This window comes from Pseudomonas sp. LjRoot277 (genome assembly GCF_964253845.1).
Taxonomy (GTDB): domain Bacteria; phylum Pseudomonadota; class Gammaproteobacteria; order Pseudomonadales; family Pseudomonadaceae; genus Aquipseudomonas.
Genome location: NZ_CAXURI020000001.1, coordinates 3,967,267 through 3,993,257, shown reverse-complemented (window position 1 = coordinate 3,993,257; position 25,991 = coordinate 3,967,267). Strand labels below are relative to the sequence as shown.

Below are 25,991 nucleotides of genomic sequence, written 5' to 3'. Positions count from 1 at the left end.
GCCGACGCTTTCACAGCGATTGGAGGCTGGTCTTGATGGTCGTGACCACACGGTTACGGCCTTCGTGTTTAGCGTGATACAGGCGTTGATCGGCTGTACGCAGAATGGCCTCGATGGTGTCGCCGTCGCGGCCGGATTGCGATACGCCGATGCTCACTGTGACCACGGTTAACCGCTGCAGGCCATGAAAAGAATTATTTGCAACGGTGCTTCGCAGACGCTCAGCGATTACGTGCGCGCCTTCAAGTGACGTCTGAGGTAGCAGAATCATGAATTCTTCCCCACCCACTCGGGCTACGCCGTCATACGGCCGGATCGAATCGAGGCATTTCTCCACGAAATCCTTCAGGATGTCGTCGCCAACCTGATGCCCGAAGCGATCGTTGATGGACTTGAAATTATCCAGATCGAGTGCCAACACGGAGAACGGCTCACCGCCGCGCTTGGTTCGGCCCATTTCGACTTCGACCCGCTCCATGAACCGACGCCGATTATCTGCACCCGTCAGTGGATCGGTGGCCGCAAGGTGCCCGAGTTCTTGATTGGTGCGCTGGAGTTCCTGCAGGGCGCTCTCGGTATACGCCATCGCTTCGGCAAGACGCACCATCAGCTCCTCTTGGCTGTAAATCTTCGAGAACGACCGCGTGGTGAGGAACGCTTGCACGACCCCATAGCTCAACATGAAGAATCCACCGGCGAAAATCGCATGAGCGAGCCACCACATGTGGTTCCACGGACGTGCAAGGATGAAGGCAAGCGATGACAACGCGAACGCGGTGACCGAGACGACAAAAATCATCATCAGCGGCGAACGGATACGGCGCAGCAGGAGTATTGCCACGGTCAATGTGGATAGAACGAGCGCACCACCTTCCATCGAGAGGCGCACCGCGAGATTGCCGGCGATCGGTGAATTCGCGACGTACGCCACTGCCACATCAACCAGCAGGAACAGTCCTATCCAGGTCAACCACGGGCGGGCCTTCATTCGTTGGTCCGCGGCATCAGGTGGGCGGTGGTACGACAGCATTCCGACTAACAGCAGAATCGACATGACCAGTCGAGAGGCCGGTCCATAAAGCAGGAAGAGCCAGATGTTGTGGTGTGCTTGCCCGGTGAACGCACCATGCAACGCGTAGATCAGTACAAAACCGAGAAAACCAAGCGTCATCCATCGCAGCAGCGGATCTCCCGATGACTGATAGCAGCGCCACGTGACGTAAGTCACAAACAGGCCCGCCAAGGTGGCTGCCGTGATCGCAATGATATGGAACAGATGGTTTTCGAAAATAAGAGTGGGGTCTTGAAAGACGTATAAGTAGCCAATCAGATAGGCCGGAACAAACGCAAACCCTGCGAGCAGCAAGTAAGCGTAAACCTTGACCATGAGGCGGACGGCTTCAGGTGGCTCGCCGCTGGCGATGAGATTGCTCATGGTTCCCTCCAGGTTGAAATCTATTTAGCCAACACCGGTCCGGTGTTGGTTCCAAAGCCGCCTGCATGCCAACAGTCCCACGCATCATTACGCAGATAGGGGATGGACCGACCTATGGCATTTCAATATTAGACTCCTTCCCGATTTCTGCTGCACAAGCAGGTAAAAATGTTCACGCGAACGCAAGGGGCGCGCTAATTGATCTGCACAATGACCGGACCTTCCGTGACGACTGGCGGGTTCGCATGGATGTGCGAAGCGTTTTTCTGAATCCAGTCGCGAGCGACTTTCATGCTCTCATCGGTGCCGGCCTTGTCCGTGCAAACAGTCACCGACATACCGCCATCACCGAGAGGTAGCAGTGTGTAGCTTGCCAGGCCAGCCACTTTTCGGAGGGCAGCTTCGACGTCGTCCTTTTGCTTTTCTAAAACATCGAAAAGCTGCTTTGCACCAGGACCTGAGTAGGTTCTTATGACCGCATACATAGTCGTCTCCTTTGTGATTTACCGTCTTGATACCCACCCAGATTCGTTGATGGCCGCATCACTTGGGTTTCAGTCCGTACTGATTTGTTCAGCTTAGTCAAACGCCGGTGACAAGCGAAATGCAACGACCACCGGCAGCAGCCATTCCTAATGTGGACGTAGAGTCCAGCAGGGCGAATGAACCAATCAGAAACTGGGGCGATCCCCGTCTGGATCTGCCGGCGCTCACTTAGCTCCGACCCCATCCTGCAATGTCGCTTTCACGTCACTACTCATTCGCGGTTAACCCTGGGGGGTAATTACGGGTCGCTCTTGCGCGCTCCATACTCTGGCCAACCCTGGCGGGTTGGGCCCTTACTTAACTGTGCAAGGAACAGAGATGAAGATTGAATTGGTGCAACTGGCTGGCCGTGACGGCGATGTCGTTCACAACCTCGGGCGTACCTTGGAGGCCATCGCTACCTGCGCGGCTGACACGGATCTGTTGATCTTCCCGGAAACCCACCTGACGGGATTTGTCGATGCCGAGCAATTGGCGAGTGTTGCCGAACCCTTGGATGGCCCCACCTTGCAGGCCGTCGAGCAGCTGGTGCGCAAGCGTAATGTCTCAGTCGTCGTCGGCATTGCGGAGAATGATGGCGGTATCTTTTACAACACCTCGGTGCTGGTGACGCCCGACGGTATCGCGTTGCGCTATCGCAAGACCCACCTGTGGCCATCGGAGCGTGGGCTTTTCCAGCCGGGTGACCGCTATGTCACGGCACTGTGGAAGGGCGTGCGTGTAGGCATCCTGATTTGCTACGACATCGAACTCCCGGAAAGCGCCCGCGCCCTTGGGCAGCTCGGCGCCGAGCTGATACTGGTCACTAACGGCAACATGGATCCTTACGGCCCGGTCCATCGCACGGCAATCATGGCTCGCGCCCAGGAAAACCAGGCGTTTGCTGTCATGGTGAATCGGGTGGGAGAAGGGGATGACGGCCTGGTGTTCGCGGGGGGCAGCGCAGTGGTCAATCCATTCGGGCAAATAATGTTTGAGGCCGGCCGCGAGGAGTGTCAGCAGGTGGTCACGCTTGACCTTGAGCAGCTCAAGGAGTCCCGTAAGGATTACGACTACCTCAACGACCGCCGCCTGCATCTGACAGGCGTACAACTTGAACATACGGACGGTCGTCGCGAGCTGCTGATTCCTTGAATCGCTCGAATTCTTTTCCCCAGTAATACGTCGTTGATCTTGCCGATGTCGGCCCTGCCATATAAATCTAACAATCAGCAGGCGTAGCGTTTTTTTAAACAGCGCTACCGCTCCGGAGTCTCCAGATGAACCCGAAAGTCGGTTTACAGCTAGTCCTTGCCTCACTGTTGAGTACAAGCATCCTCTGCACCGAGGCCGCTGAGCCCCAGATGAATATCTACAGCTGGTACGACTTCATCGCACCGGATGCGACGAAAAATTTTCACGAAGAAACCGGCATCAAAGCGACGTATGACTCGTTCGATAACGCCGATGTCATGCAAAGTAAAGTCATGGCCGGTCGTAGTGGCTATGACGTGGTGATCGCTACCGATGGGCTGTTGCCGAACCTGATAAAGGCCGGTGCCCTCAAGGAAATAGATCGGGCGCAATTGTCCAATTATCACCATCTCAACCCGGATATCCTTGCCAAGCTACAAGCTAACGATCCAGGTAATCGATACGCCATTCCGTATATGTGGGCTACCACCGGGATTGGTTATGATGCGGACAAGGTCAAGTCGATCCTTGGCCCGGATGCTCCGGTCAACTCATGGGACCTGATTTTAAAGGAGGAGAACCTCGCCAGGTTAAGCCAATGCGGCGTGGCCATGCTGGACGCACCGGGCGAGATTTTTCCGATAGTGCTGCATTACCTTGGGCTGCCCTATAACAGTCAGAATCCCGAGGACTTCCGCAAAGCTGAGGCGCTGTTGCTGAAGCTGCGCCCGTACATCCGTTACTTCGACTCATCTAAATTCAGCGCTGACCTGGCCAATGGCGACGTCTGTGTTGTGCTCGGCTGGGCTGGCGGAGTTTTCGGGGCACAAGAGAGCTCCAGACTTGCTGGTAACGGACGCAAGATCATCTATAGCATTCCTCGCGAAGGTGCTCCGGTTTGGGTAGAAAACCTTGTGCTGCTTAATGATTCCCCGAATCCAGTGGAAGGAATGACCTTCATCAATTACATGCTACGCCCTGAAGTTATCGCCAAGTCCTCCAACTACTTGGCCTATCCGAACGCCAACAAGGACGCCACCGCGCTGGTCGAGGAGAGTATTCGCAATAATCCTGACGTTTATCCGTCGAAGCAGGTTTTGGATACTCTGTTCCCGCTGGAGCCGATATCGCTGAAGATGGAACGCGTACGTACCCGTCTCTGGAGCAATATCAGGACTGGCAGTTGATCGTATCTGCGCAAGGATGATTAGGGGTCATTGATCAGTGCTAGGCAGGTCACTCAGACCAGCCGAGCGCCACCGTCGATGTTTGTTACTCGTATCTTCCAGTTCAGGACTAGGCCTATTAGATTGTGAGACCGGAGAAAAAATTGCCCGAGACGCTTCTGATCGAGCACTCACAAACCGCTTCCTCGAATGCAAGGGCATCGGCGTGCTTGAAAACAAGGTCGACGGGCTCACCGGCATTGCCCCACAAGCCCTCAAATCTGAAATGGCTCTTAGATTTCTGTGCCTACCTCTCAACTCAAAAATCATCGATTTTTTGAAATCACACCACTCATGTATTGATTTAAATCGCGCAGATCTTTAATCCTCCATGAGTACGGCGATAGCTTTACACCATTCTCTCGCAAAGTTTTTGGAATCAAGTCTCCATTTGGACGAAGTATTATCGATGATACAATTACGCCCGGATAATCATTTAATCGTTTTTTGAAAGCGGATGTTGTTAGATCAGGTGTAGGAGGATTGCTTTTATTGGCCAATGGTCCTGTTGCTTTGAGATCTATTCCGTGGCACATGGTGCATCGCTGTAAATAGAGATTTTTTCCATTAACATTATCCGCGAAGGATAGTGATGTTTGAACTAGCGATAAAATTCCTAGCGAAGCGATGAATAATATTTTCATTGTTTTTATCTTCCTTGATGGATCAGCGTCGATTGGACGCGATTTGGTGCGCGGGAAAGATATCAGCCATCGTATCGGCTTGCCAATCCTTACCAGTCGCTGTGGTTCTAGTGGCGCCAGTAATTGTCACAAGACCTGCTGGTCAAATCCGATGTACATAACTGGTCATGCAGAGGCAAGTGGTTGGTGATATCAAACAATTGTCCGTAGGAAAATGAACAAGTACTGGGCTAATAAAAAGCCCTCCGACATGCTAACGATGACGGAGGGCTGTCAGCCTGTAGTTAGTCTCCAGGCTTGTGCTTGTGGATAGGCAAAGTAGGGTGTTTTTTATCGTTGGGTGGATTCACATGCCGTCTGCGGTCCTCCTTGCCATCATCGCGCTTGGGCTTCGGGCCTGGCTTGATATCAGTAAACATGCGTACTCCTGTAAAGAACGGTAGATGAGAAGCTTTGAAAACGCAGCACATAGCCATTCACCTACCTCATTTCGCTTAAACAACCGGCACCGCTCAAGCCCGGCTTTACTGGACAGCGGCACAAGAGAGGCGCGTTTCTCTCCTCTGCTTAAAGCTCAGAGGAGTTCGTTATTACAGGAATGTCGTCCAGGTGATCGATGTGCTTGAAGCGCTCGACCAGGAAATCGATCAGGCTGCGTACCCGTGCCGACAGGTGCAACTGTTGCGGGTAAACCGCGTAGACATCGGCGCGGGTGGGGGTCTGATCCTCCAGCACCAGGCGCAAGCGGCCACTGCGCACGTAACGGGCGATGTCCCATTCGGCCCGCAGCAGAATGCCGTAACCTTCCAGCGCCCAGTTCAGGGCCACTTCACCGTCGTTGCAGCCTAACGCGCCGCGCACCTTGATGTTTTGCGTGCGCCCGCCATTGGTGAAACTCCACACGCCGTAGGGCGTTTCGTTTTGCCGCAGGAAGATGCAGTTGTGTTGCTGTAAATCCGCCAGGCGTTGGGGCACGCCATGTTGTTCCAGGTACAGCGGCGAGGCGCATAACAGACGGCGATTGGAGGCGATCTTTCGGGCATGGAAGGCGGCGTCCGGCAGCGTGCCGAAACGAATACCCAGGTCAAACCCGTGAGTCGTCAGGTCGAGCGGGTGGTCGCTGATTTCCAGCTGTATTTCCACCTCCGGGTATTGTGCGAAGAACGCGCCCAGGGCAGGGCCGATATACCGGCGACCGAATCCCAGCGAAGCGTTGACGCGAATCAGGCCTTTAGGCGTCGCCCGACTGCTGCTGATCAGCTGCTCGATCTCGTCGATCTGCGTCAGGATGCGCGCGGCATGGGAAAAATACAGTTCACCTTCCGAGGTCAGGCTCATCGAGCGCGTGGTGCGGTTGACCAGGCGTATGCCCAGTCGTGCTTCCAGCGCAGTCAGGCGTTTGCTCACCGCCGGCGGTGTGACGCCCAACTCTCGCGCCGTCGCCGCCAGGCTGCCTTTGTTGGCCAGCAGGTAGAAAAAAGACAAATCCAGGGTTTGGCTCATTGGTAACTCAAATTCATCTATGTAGTGATTTGGAGTAACTCACGCTCATTTGTTCACTACATATACTCCGCTCACACCCTGATTGAACACCCCCGTTCGACAGGCACAACAAGAACGTGACGAGAGTGGAGTGAATTGATGAGCGCATACAAAATTGCTGCGGTTCCAGGTGATGGTATCGGTGTTGAAGTGATCGCCGCAGGCGTCGAGGTGCTGCAAGCCTTATCGAAGAAATCCGGCTTCGAACTGGATTTCAAACACTTCGACTGGAACTCGGACAACTACCTTAAAAACGGCTACTACATCCCGGAAGGTGGTCTGGAAGAGCTGAAAACCTTCGACGCCATTTTCTTCGGCGCTGTCGGTGCGCTCAACGTGCCGGATCACATTTCGCTGTGGGGCCTGCGTCTGCCGATCTGCCAGGGCTTCGACCAATACGCCAACGTACGCCCGGCTCGTGTACTGCCAGGGGTCAAAAGCCCGCTGCTCAATGGTGATCAGATCGACTGGGTCGTGGTGCGTGAAAACTCCGAGGGCGAGTACTCCGGCAATGGCGGTCGCGTCCACCGTGGGCTGCCTGAAGAAGTCGCCACCGAAGTGTCGGTGTTTACCCGTGCCGGGGTCGAGCGTATTCACCGTTTCGCCTTCGAACTGGCGCAAAGCCGTCCACGCAAACACCTGACCATGGTCACCAAATCCAACGCCCAGCGTCACGGCATGGTGCTATGGGACGAGATCTTCTATGAAGTCGCCAAGGACTTTCCGGATGTGAAGATCGACAAGGAACTGGTCGACGCGGTGACCACGCGCATGGTGCTCAAACCGTCGACGCTGGACGTGATCGTCGCCACCAATCTGCACGCCGACATCCTGTCCGATCTGGCCGCCGCGTTGTCCGGGAGCCTGGGCATCGCGCCGACCGCCAACCTGAACCCCTCGCGCAAATTCCCCTCGATGTTCGAACCGATCCACGGCTCGGCCTTCGACATCACCGGCAAAGGCGTCGCCAACCCGATTGCGACGTTCTGGACGGCGGCAATGATGCTCGAACACTTGGGCGAAGCGGCCGCGGCGAAGCACCTGATGTCGGCCATCGAGGCGGTGACCGAGAGCGGTCTGCATACCCCGGATCTGGGCGGCACGGCCACCACCCGCCAGATCACGGATGCGGTCATCGAGTTGATCAAACGCTGATTCAAGCTGCGGCACAACGCCAAGGGGCTGATCACCGATCAGAGCCCTTGGCATTTCCTGACAACAATAAAAAATCAGGGCCCTGTCATGAAAAGAATATTCGGCAAACTTTACGTACAAGTGCTCATCGCCGTGATCCTCGGCGCCATCGTCGGGGTGTTCGTGCCCGAAACCGGAACAGCGCTCAAACCCTTGGGCGACGCGTTCATCAAACTGATCAAAATGCTCCTTGCCCCGGTGATCTTCCTGACGGTGGTCACGGGCATTGCGCGCATGGAGAACATGAAAGAGCTGGGGCGCGTCGGCTTTCGTGCGCTGATCTATTTCGAAGTGGTGTCCACCCTGGCACTGGTCGTCGGTCTGGTGGTGGTCGATGTGTTCAAACCCGGCGCCGGCATGAACATTGATGTCGCCACGCTGGATACATCCAGCCTGGCCACCTACACCAGCGCCGTGAAGCATGCCTCGTTCATGGACTTTGTGATGAACATCATTCCCGACACCATCGTGGATGCCTTCGCCAAGGGCAACGTGCTGCAAATATTGCTGTTCTCTATCCTGTTGGGCATTGCCCTGGCGCATGTCGGACCTCGCGCCAAGGTCTTCGTCGACACGCTGGACAGCCTGATGCAGGGCATGTTTCGCATCGTCAACATGGTCATGCGTCTGGCACCCATCGGCGCCTTCGGGGCGATTGCCTTCACCATCGGCAAATACGGCTTTGGCTCGCTGTTCTCACTCGGCAAGCTGATGGCCTGTGTCTACCTGACCTGTGCTGTGTTCGTGATTTTTGTACTGGGCCCGATCTGCCGCTACAGCGGATTCAGCCTGTGGAAGTTTCTGAAATTCATCAAGGAAGAACTGTTCACCGTCCTCGGCACCAGCTCTTCGGAATCGGTGCTGCCGCAGATGATTTCCAAGATGGAAAAGGCCGGTGTTTCCAAACCCGTCGCCGGCATGATCATTCCCTCGGGCCTGACCTTCAACCCGGACGGGCAGGCGATCTACTACACCATCGCCGCCATCTTCATCGCGCAGGCCACGAACACACCGCTGACCCTGACGGATCAGTTGATCGTCCTGGCCGTGCTGATGTTCACCTCCAAGGGCTCTGCCGGGGTCACCGGCTCGGGATTCATCATCCTGGCCGCGACGTTATCGTCCCTTGGCACCATTCCGGTGGCAGGCATGGTGCTGCTGTTGGGTGTCGACCGGTTCATGTCGGAAGCGCGTGCGATCACCAACACCATCGGCAATGGCGTCGGGACAATGGCCATTGCCAAATGGGTCGGGGCGCTGGACACCGTGAAAATGCACAAGGCGTTGAATGGTGAGGTCGAAGGGGAGACGCCCGCGACGACTCAGGCAGAGGTTATCTCTGCTCATTCAGCGCTGGACGCTCGCGTGCTGCAAGGCCGCCAAAAAGCCTCTCAGGCATAAGGTGTGAGGCGCTGAACGCTGTGATGTTCAGCGCCCGGTTATAACGCAAGGTACTCAAAGTTTGTAGCCGATCTGCCGCAACAGGTTCTTGCGCCACAGGATGTCTTCCTCGCCTTCAATGTCACGGGCACAGAAGCCATCCACCACGCCCAGAATCGCTCGCCCTTGGTCCGTCTCGGCGAGAATCACTTCAGTCGGATTGGCCGTTGCACAAAAAATACGGCACACCTCTGGAACCATTTTGACGGTGTTCAACACGTTCAGCGGATAGAAACCATCGCCGAGGAAAATGATGAAGCTATGCCCTGCGGCGATGGCTTGCGCATTCTTCTGGGCCAGTTCGATCATGGCGGTATCGGTGCCAGACCAGCGCACCAGGCATTTACCGGAGGCTTCGCAAAAGGCCACGCCAAAGCGGATACCTGGCACGGCATTGACCAACGCTTCGTGGATGTCCTCGACGGACTTGATGAAGTGGGTCTGACCCAAAATGAAGTTCGTCGCTTCCGGCTTGTCGATTTTCAACGTGATGAGTTGCATCTAAACGCCTCCTTTCACGATGTGGCTGCCAGGGGCTGGCAACACATCAAGCATAGCTACCCATGGGTTTTGTGATCGCCGCCGCTGTTGATACTTGAAAATACAAAAGGCCCCGGTGCTGACACAGGGCAGATACATCGGTGCGCTTTCATGGGGCCAGGCCCACACACATAGAGAGAATTGCCATGTACAGCAAACTGCAGCATGTCGCGAAGTTCCTCAGCCAGAGCGCGCGTTTAATGGTTGGCGTGCCCGATTACGATAACTACGTTGCGCAAATGGCGCTCAATCATCCCGGCGAGCCGGTCATGAGCTATTCGGCGTTTTTCCGTGAGCGTCAGGAGGCCCGTTTCGGCAGTGGAAAATGCAATACCCGTTGCTGCTAGAACTTCGCATAGTTCAGCGCATCGACAATGGCCGAGCCGCCGATACCGGTCAGCGACAGCAGCAGCGCCCTGATCAACGGGTCTTCAGCGTAGCGTGAGAACGACCCGGTATTGAACGTCGCGGCCCGCTCGCGGATCATCTTGAACTTGGTGTAGCAAGGCGTTGTTTCGGGTGTTTGCAGCAGATAGGCGTCGAGCCGTTGCAAGGCAACGGTGCGGGCCTTTTCCGCTGCGCGTCGCAGTGATAGCGCGGAAACCAGCAGTACCAACGCCGTCAGCAAGTAGGAAATGATCAGGCCGGGCGGTGTCGGCCAGTTATCGAACAGACTGCTGCGCGACGCCAACAGGATCAACAAGACCACGGTCGGCGCATAGATCAGACGGTTAACGGCCGAGGTGCGCTTGGCGATCAGCTGCAAATCCACCCACTCGTCGATACATGGGTGCCGGAGCATGCCAAAGGTTTTCTTGTGCTCCATCTGCAAGGAGCCAGGCCAGATCGCATGATGTTCGCTGAGATGGCGGATGAATCGCGTCAGCAGCAAGTTGGCATCCACCACCCAGAACACCAGCACCTGGAACGTCAGGGAGGGGATCAGCCAACTCATCATCCACCACATCGATGCGCCGCGAACGGGCATGCCCTCCATGGGCCAGATCACAAACAACACGCTGGTGACCACGACGTAAACCCACGTGGCGAGCATGGCCCGCAGCATTCGGGCGCCGAAGGAGCCGCAGACGCAGTGCTCACCCCAGAAGCGTGCAATGAAGATCATCTTGCGCCCGTCCGTGCAAGCGGCCTGTGCCGGTGCGCAGGACGTTGACCATTCTTCGCTGGCGGTCAGTAGCGGGAAGAAAATCTTCAGCAGGCATTGCCCCAGCTCGTTGCACCAACGACGCAATGCCCAGCCTTTGCCCCGGCGAATCAAGCGTCGAACCTGGCCCCACAAGGTCATCTCGTATTTGCGCATGTGCAGGCGCAAATGGAACGCGGCTTCGATCTCGGTCCGGTTGATGCGCAGGTTGCGCCAGCCCCATGCCAGCGCCGAGAGGGAGATCAGCACGGCCAGCAGCCGCAGTGCCACAGTGGGCCAGGCACTGATGCCTTCAAACAGGAACATCGGCTCACCCAGTCCGTTGTCCGTCAACGTGCTGCGCATCTGGTACGCGAGCATCAGCGCGAGGATGAACATGACGAGAGGGACCACGATGTACCACGCCCGGGAGTCGTATAAACCAGTGTCCATGCTGGCAGTCGAGTCCTTGGCCATCGCCAGTTGCCTGGCGGAGCGTCGGGTCAGGTTCGACGAGATGATACCGAGCAATATCAGCACGAACGTGAACCAGAGAAACTCTGCATGCCAGAACCGTGTAGCGATGAATGCGCAGGCCGCTGCCACCATAAACAGCGTCATCGGCACGCCGCGCACCCAGGCCAGCCGTGCGTCATGGTCATCTTTCGGGCCCTCGATGCGCCACCAGACGATGAACCCGGCGAGTATCAGCAGGGTGATCGTCAGTGGCCCGGCCCAGAAGAAGGATTGGGCTTGCTTGAAACGGTCGCGGATGGATTTGGAGGGTTCAGGGTAGGGCGGTGGCGAGGGGTCCTGGAGGCAGCGCAGCGCCATCAGGTCGTGCGGACGTACGCCTCGTTCCGACTGCGATTGTGTCGGTGCTTCGCAGCTCGCCGGGCGAGACGCGGTCAGCCGGCTCGCCAGGGGAATGAAGCCGCTGATCCCCACTTCATAGATGCCCGGCGAGAGCAGCTCCGATTTGGAGTAGTCGAACTTCGCGCGCTTGGCGTCGAAGGATTGCGGTGCCAGCGCCGCCAGCACCGAGATGAACACCGCACTTTGCAGGCTGTCGCGAAACGGTGGCACGTCCTGTTGCAGGGCGCGGGTCAGCGTGAGTCCGTAGGGGGCGGCGAGTATCAGGTTGCGGGTGGTTTGCGCCTGGCCCCGTTGCAACATGCGGGCATCAAGGTCGGTGGAAAAGTACAGTTTGTACGGCATCCGGCTCTTCAGCGCTTGCAGCACCAGGAGCTTGTCGTAGGCATCGACGCCCAGTACGCCAATCGCGCCGATGCCGCTTTCGCCGTTGCGTCGATAGGTCGCATCCTCGTTGGCGATATGGTCGGCGAGGCGCCGCAGGTAGTCGAGCTGGGAGTTGCCGTCGGATTTCTCCAGCGGACTGAGATCAAGCTGGGTGGGGTCTTTGTTTTTACCAGGATCGGTACCGGCGCTTTTGTCGTTGCTCGCCGACTCTTCCGGGAGGCGTCCGTCCAGGCCGCGTAGATAGCTGAAGCGCAAAATCCACTGATCGACCACATCCCTATGGTTTTTTTCGTCGCTGCCCAGGCGGGCATCCTTGGCCACCTGTGTCTTGAAGCTTTCGATCAGCGCGCGGCTGTAGAAACTGTCCCACTCGGAAATCAAGGCGATGCGATGACCGCTGCGGCGAAGGTCGCGGGTACACGGTGAGCCGATCCGTTGCAGTTTGCCTTCGCTGCAACGCACCCCGGCGGCCGGGTCCACGCGGCGCAGCTTCAGCTCTTCCAGCATCAGTTGCGTCATGGTGCCGTCGTCGCTGACGGTGCGCAGCAACTTCATGGGTTGCCTGATCGCCAGCGGCGGCGACAGCTTCTGGTACCCGCGATCCAGCGTCTCGTTATCGGCCGTGGCCAGCGGTGAGTAGATTTCGACCTTTGGCGTGGCCTGGCCGATGTCCTGGTCCTGGAACATGTCGCGCAGGACGGTTGAGGTAGAAGGGCCGATGACTTTCAGGACCGCCGTGTCAGGTGGCTCTGAACACGGTTTTGGAGCGCACGCCAAAGCAATTTTGTTTTTCAGGGTCTCGCGTAACGTTTCGAGCGATTGCAGCGGAGTCGAGCCGAGCGCGTCCTGTTTGAACCAGAACACGATCGTTCGGTCAGGCGGCGGTGGTGCGCCTTCAAGTGCTGTCGGCGGGTCGAAGGGGTTGGAAACGAACACTTCATAGGGCGCGTCGACGAAACCGGTTTTCTGCGGGGACTCCAGCGACAGGTTGGCGGCGAGTCTCAAGCAATGGATGTACTGTTCCTGATCCGGCACCCGGTGGGAGTTCTTGAACCCTGCGAGCAGTGCATAACGAATGCGCCGACGCCGTTCGACTTCGTCGGCGTAAGGGCCGCCTTCGACCAGCGCCACCATGATGTCGGGAGCCGGTTTGTTGCCAGACAGGGGAGAAATGTCCGGGCTGCAAACATGCTCGGCATCCGGGTTCTTGCTGTCCGTGAGCTTCTTGCGATAACGCTCGACCGCATCGAAAGGGTCTTGCCATAGCCGGGCTTCGATGGGCAGTTGTGCCTGGAACTGTGCACCGATCGGCCGCGGTTCAAGGAACGGTTCGCGGTTGAGCGCGAACATCGATACCACCAGACTCAGGATGACCGCACTGCCTGGCAACCAGAAGGCCAGGTTAGTGCCAGATCCCTTGTTGTCCATGGCCTGTGCCTCTTGTTCTCGGCCGACTGATTACAGTTATGTATAGACCCATTAAGGGCATTCAGTGCAAAGTCAAGTGGCGGTAAAATCACTCATGCCACCTTTAAGGTCAAAGAAGCAGCCACCATGCACACCATCGGACTCATCGTTTACCCCGGGTTTCAGGTGTTGGGCCTGGCCATGTGTGCCACGTTCGAGTTGGCCAACATGGCCACTGACGAACCGGCGTACAACATTGTCTTGCTGTCCGAGCGCGGCGGTACGGTGCAGACCTCCGCCGGGTTTGGCGTGGAAACCTCGGTGTTCGACCAGCGCTCGTTCGACACGCTGCTGGTAATGGGCGACAACCTGATCCGTCCGGTATCACCGGGGATGGTGGCGTTCTTGCGCAACGCCAGCCGAACCACCCGGCGTCTGGGTTCGATCTGCACTGGCGCGATTGCGCTGGCCGAGGCCGGTTTGCTCGATGGCCGGCGCGCGACCACGCACTGGTGCCATGCCCCGGCGCTGCAGAAGGCGTACCCGAAGGTGAAAGTCGAGGAAGACCGGATCTTCATCAACGACGGCAACATCTGGACGGCGGCAGGCATGAGCGCCTGCGTCGATCTGGCGCTGGCGCTCGTTGAAGGCGACCTGGGGGCGGAAGTGGCGCGGCGGGTGGCCCGGCAATTGGTGGTGTACCACCGGCGCGCGGGAGGGCAGTCGCAGTTTTCGGTGATGCTCGAACTGGAGCCCAAAACCGATCGCATCCAGGCCGCGTTGGCCTATGCCAAGCAGAACCTCAAGTCCGCGCTGTCGGTCGAGGAACTGGCCAGCGCCGCCAACCTCAGCCCTCGGCAGTTCAGCCGTGTGTTCCATGCCGAAACCGGGCAATCACCGGCCAAAGCCATCGAAAACCTGCGCGTGGAAGCGGCGCGTCTGATGATGGAAACCGGTCGGCACCCCATCGATGTGGTGGCGACCGATACCGGTTTTGGCGATCGGGAGCGGATGCGTCGGGCGTTTATCCGTGCGTTTGGCCAGCCACCGCAGGTCATTCAACGCGCCAATCGCGGCTGACGCCAGTCAGTCAAACGTGACACTGAACCTGTGGCGAGGGAGCTTGCTCCCGCTGGACTGCGCAGCAGTCCCGTTCTTTTTAGGGATTAGGGGCCGCTTCGCGGCCCAGCGGGAGCAAGCTCCCTCGCCACAGGTTACTCATCGATCGTTGTGGCAGATTTTTAGGATGTCCTAAAAGGTGGTGTATTCGACATTTCAGTCTAAATATTATTGGCGTAATTTTGATCTCGTTGAAGTCCACTCCCTCAATGAGATCACCGTCATGACCCTCGTCAAAGCCGCCGCCGTACAAATCAGCCCAGTGCTCTATAGCCGTGAAGGCACCGTCGACAAAGTGGTGCAGAAGATTCTCGAACTCGGTGAGCAGGGCGTGCAGTTCGCAGTGTTCCCGGAAACGATCGTGCCTTACTACCCGTACTTCTCTTTCGTTCAGTCGCCTTTCGAAATGGCGGCTGAACACCTCAAACTGCTGGATCAGGCCGTCACTGTCCCGTCGGCTGCCACCGAGGCCATCGGCGCCGCCGCCAGACAGGTCGGCATGGTGGTTTCCATCGGCGTCAATGAACGTGACGGCGGCACGCTGTACAACACGCAGTTGTTGTTCGATGCCGACGGCACCCTGATTCAGCATCGCCGCAAGATTTCCCCGACCTATCACGAGCGCATGATCTGGGGCATGGGCGACGGTTCAGGCCTGCGCGCCACTGACAGCGCGGTTGGGCGCATCGGCCAATTGGCCTGCTGGGAACATTACAACCCGCTGGCCCGTTACGCCTTGATGGCCGATGGCGAGCAGATCCATGCGGCGATGTATCCAGGATCGTTTGCGGGGCCGTTGTTTGCTTCACAAATGGAAGTCAGCATCCGCCAGCACGCATTGGAGGCGGCCTGCTTCGTGGTCAACTCCACGGCTTGGCTGAACCCTGAGCAACAGGCACAAATCATGGCCGACACCGGTTGCCCCATCGGCCCGATTTCCGGTGGTTGCTTCACTGCGATCATCAGCCCGGACGGCGTGGTGCAGGGCTCGCTGACTGAAGGCGAAGGCGAGGTGATCGTCGACCTCGACATGGGCCTGATCGACAAACGCAAACGCATGATGGATTCGCGCGGTCACTACAGCCGCCCGGAACTGCTGAGCCTGCTGATCGACCGTACACCGACAGCCCATGTGCATGAGCGCAGTGCACATCCGAAATTGGCGGTGACCGATACCGTGGAAGAAATCAGTCGTTAAATCGCAGACACAAAAAGGGGACTTTGGAAGTCCCCTTTTGCTCGTCTGGCCTTACAGTTCCTGACCCAAAAAGATCAACGTATTGCCATGGGCCTCAGCCGCTACGCGCTGGTTGTAGCTGTCGCGATGCGAACAGTTGAAGCCATGTTCGGCCTCCGGGTACACGACAATTTCGACGTTATCGTTGTTCTCGAAACGTTCGGCGATTTTCTCCACGGCTTCCAGTGGGATGTGGCTGTCCTGTTCGCCGAAGTGCATCAGCAGCGGCACTTCGATTTCATCGGCACGGTCCAGCTGATTCTGGATTCCGCCGCCGTAATAGGCGATGGCCACGTCCACCAGCCCATTGGCGGCGGTGTGGTACGAGAGCAAACCACCGAAGCAGTAACCAATCGAAGCGATCCCGCCGTCCAGGCCCGGCTGGGCTTTCAAGGCGTCGATGGCCAGTTCGATGTCACTCTGTGCCTTGCCGACGTCGGTGGCGTTCATCAACTCGACGGCGCGTTTCCAGCCGGTCTCGTCGTAACCCAGTTCGATCCGCGCGCCGCTGCGCCAGAACAGGTCCGGTGCGATGACCAGGTAGCCGTCGGCGGCGTATTGTTCGGCGACCGAGCGGATGTGTTCATTCACTCCGAAAATTTCCTGGATCAACACGATCCCCGGGCCTTTGCGGGTGTGCGGAATGGCCAGGTAAGCGCCGAATTTACCGTCGGCGCTGTCGATCTCGATCCATTGGGTGGTCACGCTCATGGTGGCTCCTGTCTTCGCATGTGAGTGGGGTGAAGCTTGTTGGGGCTGTAAGTCGTCGATGCCGGGTTTTTGACGTTATCCAGTCCCTGGCGCTTCAGCGGTTATCGCGACGCCAGAAGACTCGAGCCAGCAGCGCATCGAGGCTAAGCTTGCCGGCACCCGAGAGCAATAGCGGAATAAAGGCCGCGAGGTAGATCAGCGGCAGTTTGAAGTTGCCATGACCTTTGTTGCTGATGGCGTAACCCTGGGCAAGCTCACTCAATGTAGACCAATCGGCCGGCCAGTGAACGGCAGCGGTTGCGACGACGGTGACCACGATCAAAATGATTGCCGAGATCCGCGTTCCCAGGCCGATCAGTATGGCCAGGGCGCAGATCAGCTCGGCCCACATCGACAGTTCCCAGTTCAGCGTGGCCGGCACGTGGTTGAAGGGGAACGGGAAGCTGTCCTGAATATCGGCGAACCAGTTTTCGCCATTGAATTTTTCCAGGCCTGATTCGAAGAACTCCCAGGCGAGGAACACCCGCAGGGTCAGCGGCGCAATCCAGCTACCGGCACGGTCGAGGTTCAGGTGCAGGCCTTTCACAGCCGAAGAGAGTGAGGTGGTCATGGCTTGATCTCCGTTCAGTCAGGGAAGTGGGGCACCGCGGTGCCCCACACATTGGGTTACTCGCCAGCGCCGCACTTGCCTTCGCCGCATTTACCTTCCGCCGGTTTCTCCACCGAGTCGGCCTGGACCTGGCTGTAGCCGTGGGTCAGTTGTTTCATGCTGAACGCCTCGGACTCGGAGGCTGAAGCCGCGTTGGACAGGGCCAGGCCGCCAGCGATGATCAGGCCGAGGGTCAAAGAAGAAGTCGAGAGCTTGAACATGGTGATACTCCGTAGCATTGAGTGAGTTGAGCGCTTTGATCGGCGTGGCCAATCGACAGGCACAGTTCATCAAGCAGGTGTATCTGCGATGTGTCTTTGGTGTGGGGTTTTAGGGGCGGGGTGTGTCGGGAGAGGCGCTGTACACAATGTGATACGTAACCCTGAAAGAACGCAGACCTGTAGCAGCTGTCGAGCCTGCGAGGCTGCGCAGCAGTCGTAAACCCTGTGCACGCGATTCACCAGGACTACCGAGCCGCTTGGTTTCACGACTGCTGCGCAGCCGAACGCAGCCTCGCTGGGGCTCGACAGCTGCTACAGAGAGGCGGTGGCACAGTACAAAACTGTGATCCGGCCTCGACCGCAGGCGTCTAGCGTCTGTGTCCCCGCAATCCCATGGGGCGTGACTTCGGAACCCGGCATGCAAGCGCTGTTGAACGAGATCCTTGACGCAGTACGTCCTCTGATCGGCCAGGGCAAGGTGGCTGATTACATTCCCGCCCTCGGTACGGTGCCAGCCGATCAGCTGGGCATTGCGGTGTATGGCAATGACGGCGAGCTGTATTGCGCCGGCGATGCCCATACGCTGTTCTCGGTGCAGAGTATTTCCAAGGTGTTCAGCCTGGTGCAGGCCATCGGACACTCCGGCGAAGCCATTTGGGAACGCCTGGGTCACGAGCCTTCCGGCCAACCGTTCAACTCGCTGGTGCAACTGGAGTTCGAGCGCGGGCGCCCGCGCAATCCCTTCATCAATGCCGGTGCGCTGGTGATCTGCGACATCAACCAGTCACGCTTTGCCGCGCCGGCACTGTCCATGCGCGACTTTGTCCGTCGGCTGTCCGGCAACCCGCAAGTCATGGTGGACGGCAAGGTCGCCGAGTCCGAATACCAGCATCGTGCGCGCAACGCGGCGATGGCTTATCTGATGCAGTCTTTCGGCAATTTCCACAACGACGTCGAAGCAGTACTGCGCAGTTACTTCAGCCATTGCGCGCTGCGCATGAGCTGCGTGGACCTGGCGCGGGCGTTCTGTTTTCTGGCCAATGACGGTTTCTGCAAGCACAGCGGCGAACAGATCCTCACCGCCCGCCAGACCCAGCAAGTCAACTCGATCATGGCCACCAGCGGCCTCTACGATGAAGCCGGCAACTTTGCCTATCGCGTCGGTTTGCCCGGCAAGAGCGGCGTGGGCGGGGGGATTGTCGCGGTAGTGCCAGGGCAATTCACAGTGTGCGTCTGGTCGCCGGAGTTGAACACCGCCGGCAACTCCCTCGCGGGCATGGCCGCGCTGGAGTTGCTGAGTCAGCGGATTGGCTGGTCGGTGTTCTAGACACAATGGTGCCGGGTCAGAGCGGCAACGCTTCGACTCGGTTGCGCAAACACGCCAGCGTTTCATCGTCCAGCACCGTGGTGATGTCCAGGTGCTCTTTTGCCTGAAAGAGATTCATCGCATCCCGGGTCTGTTTGCCGACGATGCCGTCGACGAGGCCGGGATGCCAGCCCAGGTACGTCAAGTAGGTTTGCGCCATACGGATTCTCAGGTCCGGCGTCCCGCCATAGGAGAACTTCTGATACGCCGCGCTGAGCCGCACGTCGTAGTTGTTGATCGCGTAGTTGGGACCGTTGTAGCGGCGTGCAAAGTTGGCCCAGTCCTTGGCCCGTAATGCCGCGACTGACCCGCCTTCGATCAGCGTGCCAACGGTACACAGCAGTTGTTGGTTTTCGGACTCGATCATTCGCTTGATCATCGCCTCGACATCCGCCGAACGGGTCTGCGCAAAATTGAACCCCATGATCTGCCCCAGCCCCCACGATGTACTTTGCAAGGCTGCGTTCCTGTTCAGGCCGACGGCCAGGTTCAAACGGTCATATTGATGCGGCCCCGTTGCACCATAGTTGCCGGGGGTTTTGCTGCTGATATCCGGGTGTTGCGCGTCAAACTTCTGATGGGTCAGCCGACTGAATACGTGGCGCTCGTAAAGGATTTTCGGACGGCGATCGGGATAGAAACCGTTGCCGGAGGTTTCTACTGCCAAAACAGCCCAGAGTTGCGCGGCACTGACTTTGGCAAGGTCCAGCGCAGCCGCCAGACCTTCATCGTCAAGGGCCGCTCCATGGCTTGTGAATTCATCGCTCATGACGGCCTCCTTGGAAAACAGGAAACGCTGATGTACCTCTTTTAGCGTAGGAGGGCCGGGTGCAGGGCCGCCGGGTTTTCGATCACCGGTCAGGCGTGCGGTTAATGACGCTCCAGGGATTTTGCTATACATTTTCCGGCCGCCCACTGCATGGTGAAACCGCTTCATGTCTCTTGCGCTCGAACGTCTAGTCGCTGGCACGCCTATCCCTTTCGCCGGGAATCGTGTCTCTGTGGTCAGCCCCGAATTAGCCGCGCGCTTTCAGCCCGGGGACCATTTGCTGGTGGAGCAGGTCAGCGGCGAATTGTTGCTGATCCCGGTGGCCGACCAGCAAGCGGCGGCCATTGCAATCGAGCGTGCCGAAGCGGCTTTCAGCGCAATGTCCGCGGTTTCCGATCAAGCCATCAGCGAGTTCTTTGATCGCTTCGCCCAACGCCTGGAAAACCCTGACTGCTGGGCCTTGATCGAAGCCGCCAACCTGGCCGACATCGAGCGGGCCAAGGCCCGCGGACGCTCCACCACGCGGCTTCTGGCTGATGAACGCATGCGTCGCGACATGATCGCCGGGCTCAGGGCCTGGCGTGATGCGTCGGCCACACGCGGCAAAGTGGTCAGTTGCATCGAGCATGACGGCTGGAAAGTCGAGCAAGTGGTCTCGCCGCTGGGCATCGTTGCTTTCGTCTTCGAAGGTCGACCGAACGTCTTCGCCGACGCCGCCGGTGTGTTGCGCACGGGTAACACGGCGGTGTTGCGCATTGGCAGTGATGCGTTGGGCACGGCGCAAGCCATCGTCACCCACGCACTGAATCCGGCACTGAGCGACGCCGGGCTGCCGACCGGCGCGGTGTCGCTGGTGGAAAGCGTCAATCACGCCGCCGGTTGGGCGATGTTCGCCGACCGACGCCTGTCGCTGGCAGTGGCCCGTGGTTCGGGTCGTGCCGTCAGTCAATTGGGCAGCATCGCCCAACAGGCCGGCACCGCCGTCAGCCTGCACGGCACCGGTGGCGCCTGGCTGATCGCCGACAAGGACGCCGATGCCCAGCGTTTTGCGGCGGTGGTGCGCAACTCGCTGGATCGCAAAGTCTGCAACACGATGAACGTCTGCCTGATCCACCGTGACCGTGTCGCAGAACTGCTGCTGCTGTTCCTCGACGCGTTGCAACAGGCCGGCACCGCACGCGGGCAGGGCTGCAAATTGCACATCGTCGAAGGTAGCGAGCAGTACTTGCCAGCCGATTGGCAAACCGCCAGCGTTGAGGTGTACCGCGCCGAAGGCTATCAGACCGAAGCCATGGCCGAACCGCTGCCCGAGGATCAGTTGGGCCGCGAGTGGGAATGGGAAGAAACCCCGGAAGTCAGCCTGAAGATTGTCGATGACCTGGACAGCGCCATCGCGTTGTTCAATCGCTATAGCCCGCAGTTCACCGTGTCGTTGATCAGTGAAGATGCCGCGGCTCAGGAACGCTTCTACAGCGCCGTCAACGCACCTTTTGTCGGCAACGGGATTACCCGCTGGGTCGACGGCCAGTACGCGCTGAACAAGCCGGAACTGGGGCTTTCGAACTGGGAGAGCGGTCGCCTGTTTGCTCGCAGCGCGATTCTCTCGGGCGATGGGGTGTTCACGATCCGCAGTCGCATGACCCAGACGGATCTGTCGGTCAAACGCTGAGCCAGCGCCACGACCCCAGTCAACGGCCGCACTATACTTAATGTGCGTCCGTATGGGCGTGGCGAGCACTCCAAAACGAATCAGATGTCCATAACGCTCGCCTGAGCGTCAAGGCTGCACAGCCAATGGACGGGCAGTGCACCTGATGACGGAGAGAGGGTTACACCATGAAACTTCATTCCTTTCAGCAATACTCTCATGATCTGGAAAGGGGCGTTCACGACACGTGGATTACTGCCAGGGTGAAGTCAGCCTTGGCAATGGCTGAACCAAGCCTTGGCCTGCAAATCCATGTCAAAACCCACGGAGGCACGGTGGCATTGAGCGGCCGCGTCAACACCCATAAACAGTGTGAGCAGGCAGTAGCGCTGGCCCGTTCGGTTCAGGGCGTCGTCGACGTCGATGCCAGAGACTTGCTGACTCACGTGTTCACGCCAGGCAGTATTCCAGAACCCCCCAACGCTGAAGAGGCCCCTGAAATTCGGCCTCAATCGTCAACAAAGATGGACGATAAATAACCCGGTCGATCGTGTCAGTGCAGCGCTCCCGTGAGCCGGGAGCGCTGCGTCGATCGTCTATCTGCCAATGGATACACACTTCAGGCGGCTGCTTCTATGGATCGGGCTTGAAGGGCGCAGGTGTCCGGATACTCGGCGAGCGCCACAAAACGGTGGCTGTCGCCATCCAGGGCGTCAACCGAACCGGTCTCGATGTCGTAAACCCAACCATGCAAATTCAACAGGCCTTTCTCCTGAGCCAGGCGCACGCTCGGATGCGTCTGGATATTGGCCAGTTGCGCGATGACATTCTCCCGAACCATTGAACTCACCTTCGCCGCTTCATTGGCGTGAGGGCGGGATTCGTTGATGACTTTCGCTGACTCGGCGTGTTGCAACCAGCCGCTGACGGCGGGCAGGTGGTCCATGCATTTGCACTTGGCGACGGCGGTCATGGCGCCGCAGTCCGAGTGCCCGCAGATCACAATATCGGTGACGCCGAGCACTGCGACCGCATATTCGACCGTGGCCGACACACCGCCGGGGTGAGGGCTGTAGGAGGGCACGATGTTGCCGGCATTGCGGATCACAAACAGTTCACCGGGTTCTTGTTGGGTCAGCAGTTCCGGCACGACACGGCTGTCGGAACAGGTGATGAACAGCGTGCCCGGATGCTGGGTGGTCGCCAGGTGTTTGAACAGGTCGGTCCGTTGCGGAAAGGCGTCTTTCTGGAACTTCAAAAAACCTTCGATGAGCGCTTTCATAGTGACTTCCTAATTCTGTAGCAGCTGCCGAGCCTGCGAGGCTGCGTCCGAGGACGAAGTCCTCGCAGATCGATGCGACTGCTGCGCAGCCGGACGCAGCCTCGCAGGCTCGGCAGCTGCTACCGGATTTCGTGGGCTGAAAAATCGTTGCGGCTGGTATCTATTTAGAAAGGACGCAGCGGCAGGAACTTGCCATCGAGGGTAATCACCGCGCGGGAGCCGCCTTCCGGATCTTCGACTTTCTTGATGTCGAGCTTGAAGTTGATCGCACTGATAATGCCGTCGCCGAATTGCTCATGAACCAGGGCTTTCAAGGTGGTGCCGTAAATCTGGATCATTTCGTAGAAGCGGTAGATGGTCGGGTCGGTCGGGACACCCGAGAGGCTGCCGCGCAACGGGATGATCTGCAGGCGGGCCACGGAGTCGGCGTCCAGGTCCAGTTTCTCGCCAATCACTTTGGCGGCGCTTTCCGGCAGCGGGTGCTGACCGAGCAGGGCGGCAGTGACGTAGGCCAAACCGAGGCCGGTGCCGTCGGTCAGGTCCTGCCAGGACAGGTTTTTGCGCGCTTTTGCGTCGAGAATCGACGTGGTCAGGGTCAGGCTTGGGTCGTTGTAAGCGTGGGACTGTTGCATGGTGTTTCTCCTGTCGGGAGTGATGTTGCTTGGGTGTGGAGCCATCTTCTGCCGATTGATCCATAGCGTCCAAGATCGATATACAATGCAGTGCATAAGCACAGCCTATAGATGGTGATTCCCCATGCTGCTCCGACATTTGCGCTATTTGCTGGCGGTCGCCGACCACGGCGGTTTCACCCGCGCCGCCGAGGCGCTTCACGTTTCGCAGCCGACCCTGTCCCAACAGATCCGGCAACTGGAAGAAACCCTGGGCGTGAGCCTGTTCGACCGAACCTCGCGCACGGTGAAACCCACCGATGCGGGAGAGGCCTACATCGAATGTGCTCGTCGGGTGCTGGTGGAACTGGAGGCAGGCAAACGTGCGCTGCATGACGTAAAGGATTTGTCCCGCGGCACCTTGCGGCTGGCCATGACCCCAACGTTCATGGCGTACCTGGTGGGGCCGCTGGTGCGCGATTACGTGGCACGGTATCCGAACATCCATCTGCAGATTTTCGAGCTGTCGATGGATGACATCGAAGCCGGGCTAGTGGATGACTCACTGGACATCGCCATCGCGTTTACCCAGGTCAGAAATGCCGATATCGAGTCGATCCCGGCATTTACCGAGACGTTGGGCGTCATGGTGGGGCGCGATCACCCGTTATACGAAAGCCAGGTCGCGTTGTCCGCGCAAGAGGTCGCGCAGCTGGAATTTGCGCTGCTGGCCCCGGACTTCGTTACCCGCACCCGCATCGATGAGTACTTTGTCCAGGAGCAGATCACGCCGAAGGTGGTGATCGAGGTCAATTCGGTGAGTACCTTGCTGGAAGTGATCCGGCACACGGCTATCGCCACCATCCTTCCGGAGCCCATTGCCACCGAGGACCGGGCGTTGCGCAAGATCCCGTTGTTGGGGGAGGCGCCCAAACGAGGGGCCGCGCTGCTTCGACGCAAAAACAACTATCACAGCGCAGCGTCGGTGGCTTTTATGGAACTGGTGTTGGGTGCGGCTGCAGGTGAGTCGACGACGTCAGTCTTCTATTAATTGGCACACACCATTGGGCGCCTTGCCCGTGGAGGACACCGTGACCGAGTCGTCATCGGAGAGGAGGATGGAGATGACGACGCCCGAACCCTTGGCTTCGAAACGGCGATCGTCAATGGCTTTGGTCTCGGCTTCCTTGCTGTTGATCAACACCGGCCCGTCCTGATCCGCGTGGACGATGATTTTGCCGGGGCAGTCCGCATCGAACAACGGAACGCCGGTGATGCTGTTTGCATGGGCAGCACTGGCCATTACGAGCAACAGCAAGCCTGTCAGTTGTATGTTCATCACAAACCTCCAATGATCCAGTGCACACGGTTAACCATAGCGTTGTTTGGTGCGCACGAGACAAACAAAAAGGCCCCGCTCGATATGACGAGCGGGGCCTTTTTATGGATGGGGTGTGGAGGTATCAGTAGAACCGGTCAATCACCCGAACTTCGTTCTGGTTCTGCATCGAGGCCCACGCCTGTTTCAGCGTCTGCAGCACATTACCGATGAAGTCCTTGTCAGCCGCGGCTTTCTTGCCGACATAGCCTTGGCCGCGACGGTACATCTTCAGTCGGGCGAGCAGGTTCTGGTTGTTCTTGTCGAACTCCGCTTCATGGGCGTGAGGCGACAGGCGGTCGATATGCACCTGGCCAGACTTGCTGATCCACAGAATGTGGCTGTCATGGCTGTCTTTTTGCGCAGCGAACAGATGAGCCAGTTCATCGATAGTAGGTTGATTGTTCAGATTCATAGTAAGCCCCTTGACCATTTGGTGATCTTTCAAAGTTGATTCGCTAATACAGGTAGCCCATCGGTTAGTTGATCCCTGGCACCGAAACCAGGACGTCAGCGGTCGGCCGCCAAATTGACGGGGGCCCGCGTCTGTTGCATGTAGTCGTGTTGAATAACTGCTACGCAATAGCGTCACAACGAGGAGAAGCAGCGAAAACCTTCAGGCCACTGCCGACATTTTCAGGGTCGGCCACAAGCTTCATGAGGATTGATCGCCAGCGCTTCTCGTCCTTGTACTGGACGTTCAGGCCAGGTCAGCTTCTTCAATCTGCCTTGTGGGCAGCGTGTATCCGGGAAAAACAGCTCGGCGGTCAGACGAGCTTGCTCAAACGTGTTGCCTGTTCTCCCGATCGGGGAGACGTCTGCATCATGCAAGGGCAAATCGGAGGCGTCAACGGTTTTGTAGTGATTATTTTTGGTCACTACATATTGTCGGACAAAGTTGTTTGGAATTAAAAAGCGGAGGGGAAAGCGCCAGTCAGGACGCTGGCAGCGATGTCTGGAATCGGTAAACGGTGCAGGGATAACCGTCTACCGGCAGCTGATGCAGGGTGAACTCGCCATGGGTGAGATCGGCCAGGACCCGGGCCCAGAACCGCCGCGCAGGCTGATTCACGTTGAGGTGGAAAATTTGCCATTGACCGGGGAACCGGCTCAAGAGGGTGGAAACGACAAACTTCGCGACGCCTTGGCCACGAAAGCGTCGACTGACAAAGAAGTAACCGATGTTGTACTCGGCGCCGTGAAGATGGGTTTCATCATCCACAGTCACGAAACCGGCCAATTCACCGTCGACCTTGATCAGAAACGGCCTGGTTGCCGGTTTTCGCCAGTAACCCGGTTTGGGCTGGGCGTTAAAGAAGCCATGCTCACCGAACTTCAGCGGCAGCCACTCGCTGAAGTCATACATATAGAACTGCATCAGGTTTTCAATCGTTTCAAGTTCGTCGCGCTGGGCGGCGCGCAGTTCGATCAAGGGCATGCGGGTTGGCT

General features: G+C 58.1%; 27 protein-coding genes. 11 read left to right on the top strand and 16 right to left on the bottom strand.

Translation table 11 applies throughout. The features are described 5' to 3' along the window. Positions 1-10: 10 nt before the first annotated feature. A complete protein-coding gene (locus tag ACSQ87_RS18735) occupies positions 11-1,435 on the bottom strand; it encodes a GGDEF domain-containing protein (protein WP_436274057.1) in 1,425 nt (474 codons plus the stop codon). A 194-nt stretch (positions 1,436-1,629) separates the two neighbouring features. Next, complete coding sequence (locus ACSQ87_RS18730; RefSeq protein WP_223432250.1) at positions 1,630-1,920, bottom strand: hypothetical protein; 291 nt, start codon at positions 1,918-1,920, stop codon at positions 1,630-1,632. A 379-nt stretch (positions 1,921-2,299) separates the two neighbouring features. On the opposite strand from ACSQ87_RS18730, the gene ACSQ87_RS18725 reads away from it, so the two are divergent. Together ACSQ87_RS18725 and ACSQ87_RS18720 are read left to right on the top strand one after the other, a co-directional pair. Further along, positions 2,300-3,115, top strand: coding sequence for a carbon-nitrogen hydrolase family protein (locus ACSQ87_RS18725; RefSeq protein WP_436274056.1), 816 nt, complete (start codon positions 2,300-2,302; stop codon positions 3,113-3,115). Positions 3,116-3,240: 125 nt separating this feature from the next. Continuing rightward, positions 3,241-4,341: a polyamine ABC transporter substrate-binding protein gene (locus ACSQ87_RS18720; protein ID WP_436274055.1), complete on the top strand. Its 1,101-nt coding sequence runs from the start codon at positions 3,241-3,243 to the stop codon at positions 4,339-4,341. Positions 4,342-4,646: 305 nt separating this feature from the next. Here ACSQ87_RS18720 and ACSQ87_RS18715 read toward each other — a convergent pair whose 3' ends face one another. The 3 genes from ACSQ87_RS18715 to ACSQ87_RS18705 all read right to left on the bottom strand — a co-directional run bounded on the left by ACSQ87_RS18715 (position 4,647) and on the right by ACSQ87_RS18705 (position 6,527). After that, positions 4,647-5,024, bottom strand: coding sequence for a cytochrome c (locus tag ACSQ87_RS18715; RefSeq protein ID WP_223432247.1), 378 nt, complete (start codon positions 5,022-5,024; stop codon positions 4,647-4,649). A 284-nt stretch (positions 5,025-5,308) separates the two neighbouring features. Beyond that, positions 5,309-5,443, bottom strand: coding sequence for a hypothetical protein (locus ACSQ87_RS18710; RefSeq protein ID WP_436274054.1), 135 nt, complete (start codon positions 5,441-5,443; stop codon positions 5,309-5,311). Between the two features lie 148 nt (positions 5,444-5,591). After that, a complete protein-coding gene (locus tag ACSQ87_RS18705) occupies positions 5,592-6,527 on the bottom strand; it encodes a LysR family transcriptional regulator (RefSeq protein ID WP_436274053.1) in 936 nt (311 codons plus the stop codon). Between the two features lie 138 nt (positions 6,528-6,665). On the opposite strand from ACSQ87_RS18705, the gene ACSQ87_RS18700 reads away from it, so the two are divergent. Both ACSQ87_RS18700 and ACSQ87_RS18695 read left to right on the top strand, forming a co-directional pair. Next, positions 6,666-7,721 (top strand): tartrate dehydrogenase, encoded by a 1,056-nt coding sequence (locus ACSQ87_RS18700; RefSeq protein ID WP_223432245.1) that lies wholly within the window; start codon positions 6,666-6,668, stop codon positions 7,719-7,721. Between the two features lie 87 nt (positions 7,722-7,808). Continuing rightward, a complete protein-coding gene (locus ACSQ87_RS18695; protein WP_436274052.1) occupies positions 7,809-9,161 on the top strand; it encodes a dicarboxylate/amino acid:cation symporter in 1,353 nt (450 codons plus the stop codon). Between the two features lie 54 nt (positions 9,162-9,215). Here ACSQ87_RS18695 and ACSQ87_RS18690 read toward each other — a convergent pair whose 3' ends face one another. Beyond that, positions 9,216-9,701 carry an adenosine-specific kinase gene (locus ACSQ87_RS18690; protein WP_150657443.1) on the bottom strand — a complete coding sequence of 162 codons (486 nt, stop codon included), beginning with the start codon at positions 9,699-9,701 and terminating at the stop codon, positions 9,216-9,218. A gap of 185 nt (positions 9,702-9,886) precedes the next feature. On the opposite strand from ACSQ87_RS18690, the gene ACSQ87_RS18685 reads away from it, so the two are divergent. After that, entirely contained in the window at positions 9,887-10,087 is a 201-nt protein-coding gene (locus ACSQ87_RS18685) for a YbdD/YjiX family protein (RefSeq protein WP_095132157.1), read from the top strand. On the opposite strand, the gene ACSQ87_RS18680 is transcribed toward ACSQ87_RS18685, so the two are convergent. Further along, positions 10,084-13,572, bottom strand: a complete 3,489-nt coding sequence (locus tag ACSQ87_RS18680) for a hypothetical protein (RefSeq protein ID WP_436274051.1) — start codon at positions 13,570-13,572, stop codon at positions 10,084-10,086. The genes ACSQ87_RS18685 and ACSQ87_RS18680 overlap by 4 nt on opposite strands. A gap of 126 nt (positions 13,573-13,698) precedes the next feature. Here ACSQ87_RS18680 and ACSQ87_RS18675 point away from each other — a divergent pair, with 126 nt between their 5' ends. Both ACSQ87_RS18675 and ACSQ87_RS18670 read left to right on the top strand, forming a co-directional pair. Beyond that, positions 13,699-14,631 (top strand): GlxA family transcriptional regulator, encoded by a 933-nt coding sequence (locus ACSQ87_RS18675; protein WP_223432280.1) that lies wholly within the window; start codon positions 13,699-13,701, stop codon positions 14,629-14,631. A gap of 262 nt (positions 14,632-14,893) precedes the next feature. Beyond that, positions 14,894-15,868 (top strand): nitrilase-related carbon-nitrogen hydrolase, encoded by a 975-nt coding sequence (locus ACSQ87_RS18670; protein WP_436274050.1) that lies wholly within the window; start codon positions 14,894-14,896, stop codon positions 15,866-15,868. A gap of 51 nt (positions 15,869-15,919) precedes the next feature. Here ACSQ87_RS18670 and ACSQ87_RS18665 read toward each other — a convergent pair whose 3' ends face one another. From ACSQ87_RS18665 to ACSQ87_RS18655, 3 genes are all read right to left on the bottom strand, one after another. Further along, positions 15,920-16,618 (bottom strand): dienelactone hydrolase family protein, encoded by a 699-nt coding sequence (locus ACSQ87_RS18665; protein ID WP_436274049.1) that lies wholly within the window; start codon positions 16,616-16,618, stop codon positions 15,920-15,922. Positions 16,619-16,712: 94 nt separating this feature from the next. After that, a complete protein-coding gene (locus ACSQ87_RS18660) occupies positions 16,713-17,228 on the bottom strand; it encodes an HvfX family Cu-binding RiPP maturation protein (RefSeq protein WP_436274048.1) in 516 nt (171 codons plus the stop codon). A gap of 56 nt (positions 17,229-17,284) precedes the next feature. Continuing rightward, a complete protein-coding gene (locus ACSQ87_RS18655) occupies positions 17,285-17,488 on the bottom strand; it encodes an HvfA family oxazolone/thioamide-modified RiPP metallophore (protein ID WP_223432238.1) in 204 nt (67 codons plus the stop codon). A gap of 418 nt (positions 17,489-17,906) precedes the next feature. Here ACSQ87_RS18655 and glsB point away from each other — a divergent pair, with 418 nt between their 5' ends. Further along, the gene (glsB, locus tag ACSQ87_RS18650) at positions 17,907-18,815 is read left to right on the top strand and encodes a glutaminase B (RefSeq protein WP_149630625.1); all 909 of its coding nucleotides are present in this window, start codon (positions 17,907-17,909) and stop codon (positions 18,813-18,815) included. 16 nt (positions 18,816-18,831) lie between these two features. On the opposite strand, the gene ACSQ87_RS18645 is transcribed toward glsB, so the two are convergent. Then, positions 18,832-19,623, bottom strand: a complete 792-nt coding sequence (locus ACSQ87_RS18645) for an N-acetylmuramidase domain-containing protein (protein WP_436274047.1) — start codon at positions 19,621-19,623, stop codon at positions 18,832-18,834. 166 nt (positions 19,624-19,789) lie between these two features. Between ACSQ87_RS18645 and ACSQ87_RS18640 the strand changes: the two genes are divergently transcribed. Both ACSQ87_RS18640 and ACSQ87_RS18635 read left to right on the top strand, forming a co-directional pair. Next, on the top strand, positions 19,790-21,292 hold the full coding sequence (locus ACSQ87_RS18640) for an aldehyde dehydrogenase family protein (RefSeq protein ID WP_436274046.1): 1,503 nt from the start codon (positions 19,790-19,792) through the stop codon (positions 21,290-21,292). Between the two features lie 167 nt (positions 21,293-21,459). Next, a complete protein-coding gene (locus tag ACSQ87_RS18635) occupies positions 21,460-21,810 on the top strand; it encodes a BON domain-containing protein (RefSeq protein ID WP_223432235.1) in 351 nt (116 codons plus the stop codon). 80 nt (positions 21,811-21,890) lie between these two features. On the opposite strand, the gene ACSQ87_RS18630 is transcribed toward ACSQ87_RS18635, so the two are convergent. Beyond that, positions 21,891-22,553, bottom strand: coding sequence for a carbonic anhydrase (locus tag ACSQ87_RS18630; protein ID WP_436274045.1), 663 nt, complete (start codon positions 22,551-22,553; stop codon positions 21,891-21,893). A gap of 164 nt (positions 22,554-22,717) precedes the next feature. Then, positions 22,718-23,185 (bottom strand): cyanase, encoded by a 468-nt coding sequence (gene cynS / locus ACSQ87_RS18625; protein ID WP_436274044.1) that lies wholly within the window; start codon positions 23,183-23,185, stop codon positions 22,718-22,720. A 124-nt stretch (positions 23,186-23,309) separates the two neighbouring features. On the opposite strand from cynS, the gene cynR reads away from it, so the two are divergent. Then, the gene (gene cynR, locus ACSQ87_RS18620; protein ID WP_436274043.1) at positions 23,310-24,215 is read left to right on the top strand and encodes a transcriptional regulator CynR; all 906 of its coding nucleotides are present in this window, start codon (positions 23,310-23,312) and stop codon (positions 24,213-24,215) included. Here cynR and ACSQ87_RS18615 read toward each other — a convergent pair. The 3 genes from ACSQ87_RS18615 to ACSQ87_RS18605 form a co-directional block, all read right to left on the bottom strand. Beyond that, positions 24,201-24,503: a hypothetical protein gene (locus ACSQ87_RS18615; protein ID WP_056741688.1), complete on the bottom strand. Its 303-nt coding sequence runs from the start codon at positions 24,501-24,503 to the stop codon at positions 24,201-24,203. The two genes, cynR and ACSQ87_RS18615, sit on opposite strands and share 15 nt — an antisense overlap. A 124-nt stretch (positions 24,504-24,627) precedes the next feature. After that, on the bottom strand, positions 24,628-24,957 hold the full coding sequence (locus tag ACSQ87_RS18610; protein WP_150657455.1) for a hypothetical protein: 330 nt from the start codon (positions 24,955-24,957) through the stop codon (positions 24,628-24,630). A 519-nt stretch (positions 24,958-25,476) separates the two neighbouring features. Next, positions 25,477-25,980 (bottom strand): GNAT family N-acetyltransferase, encoded by a 504-nt coding sequence (locus ACSQ87_RS18605; RefSeq protein ID WP_436274042.1) that lies wholly within the window; start codon positions 25,978-25,980, stop codon positions 25,477-25,479. Positions 25,981-25,991: the final 11 nt, after the last annotated feature.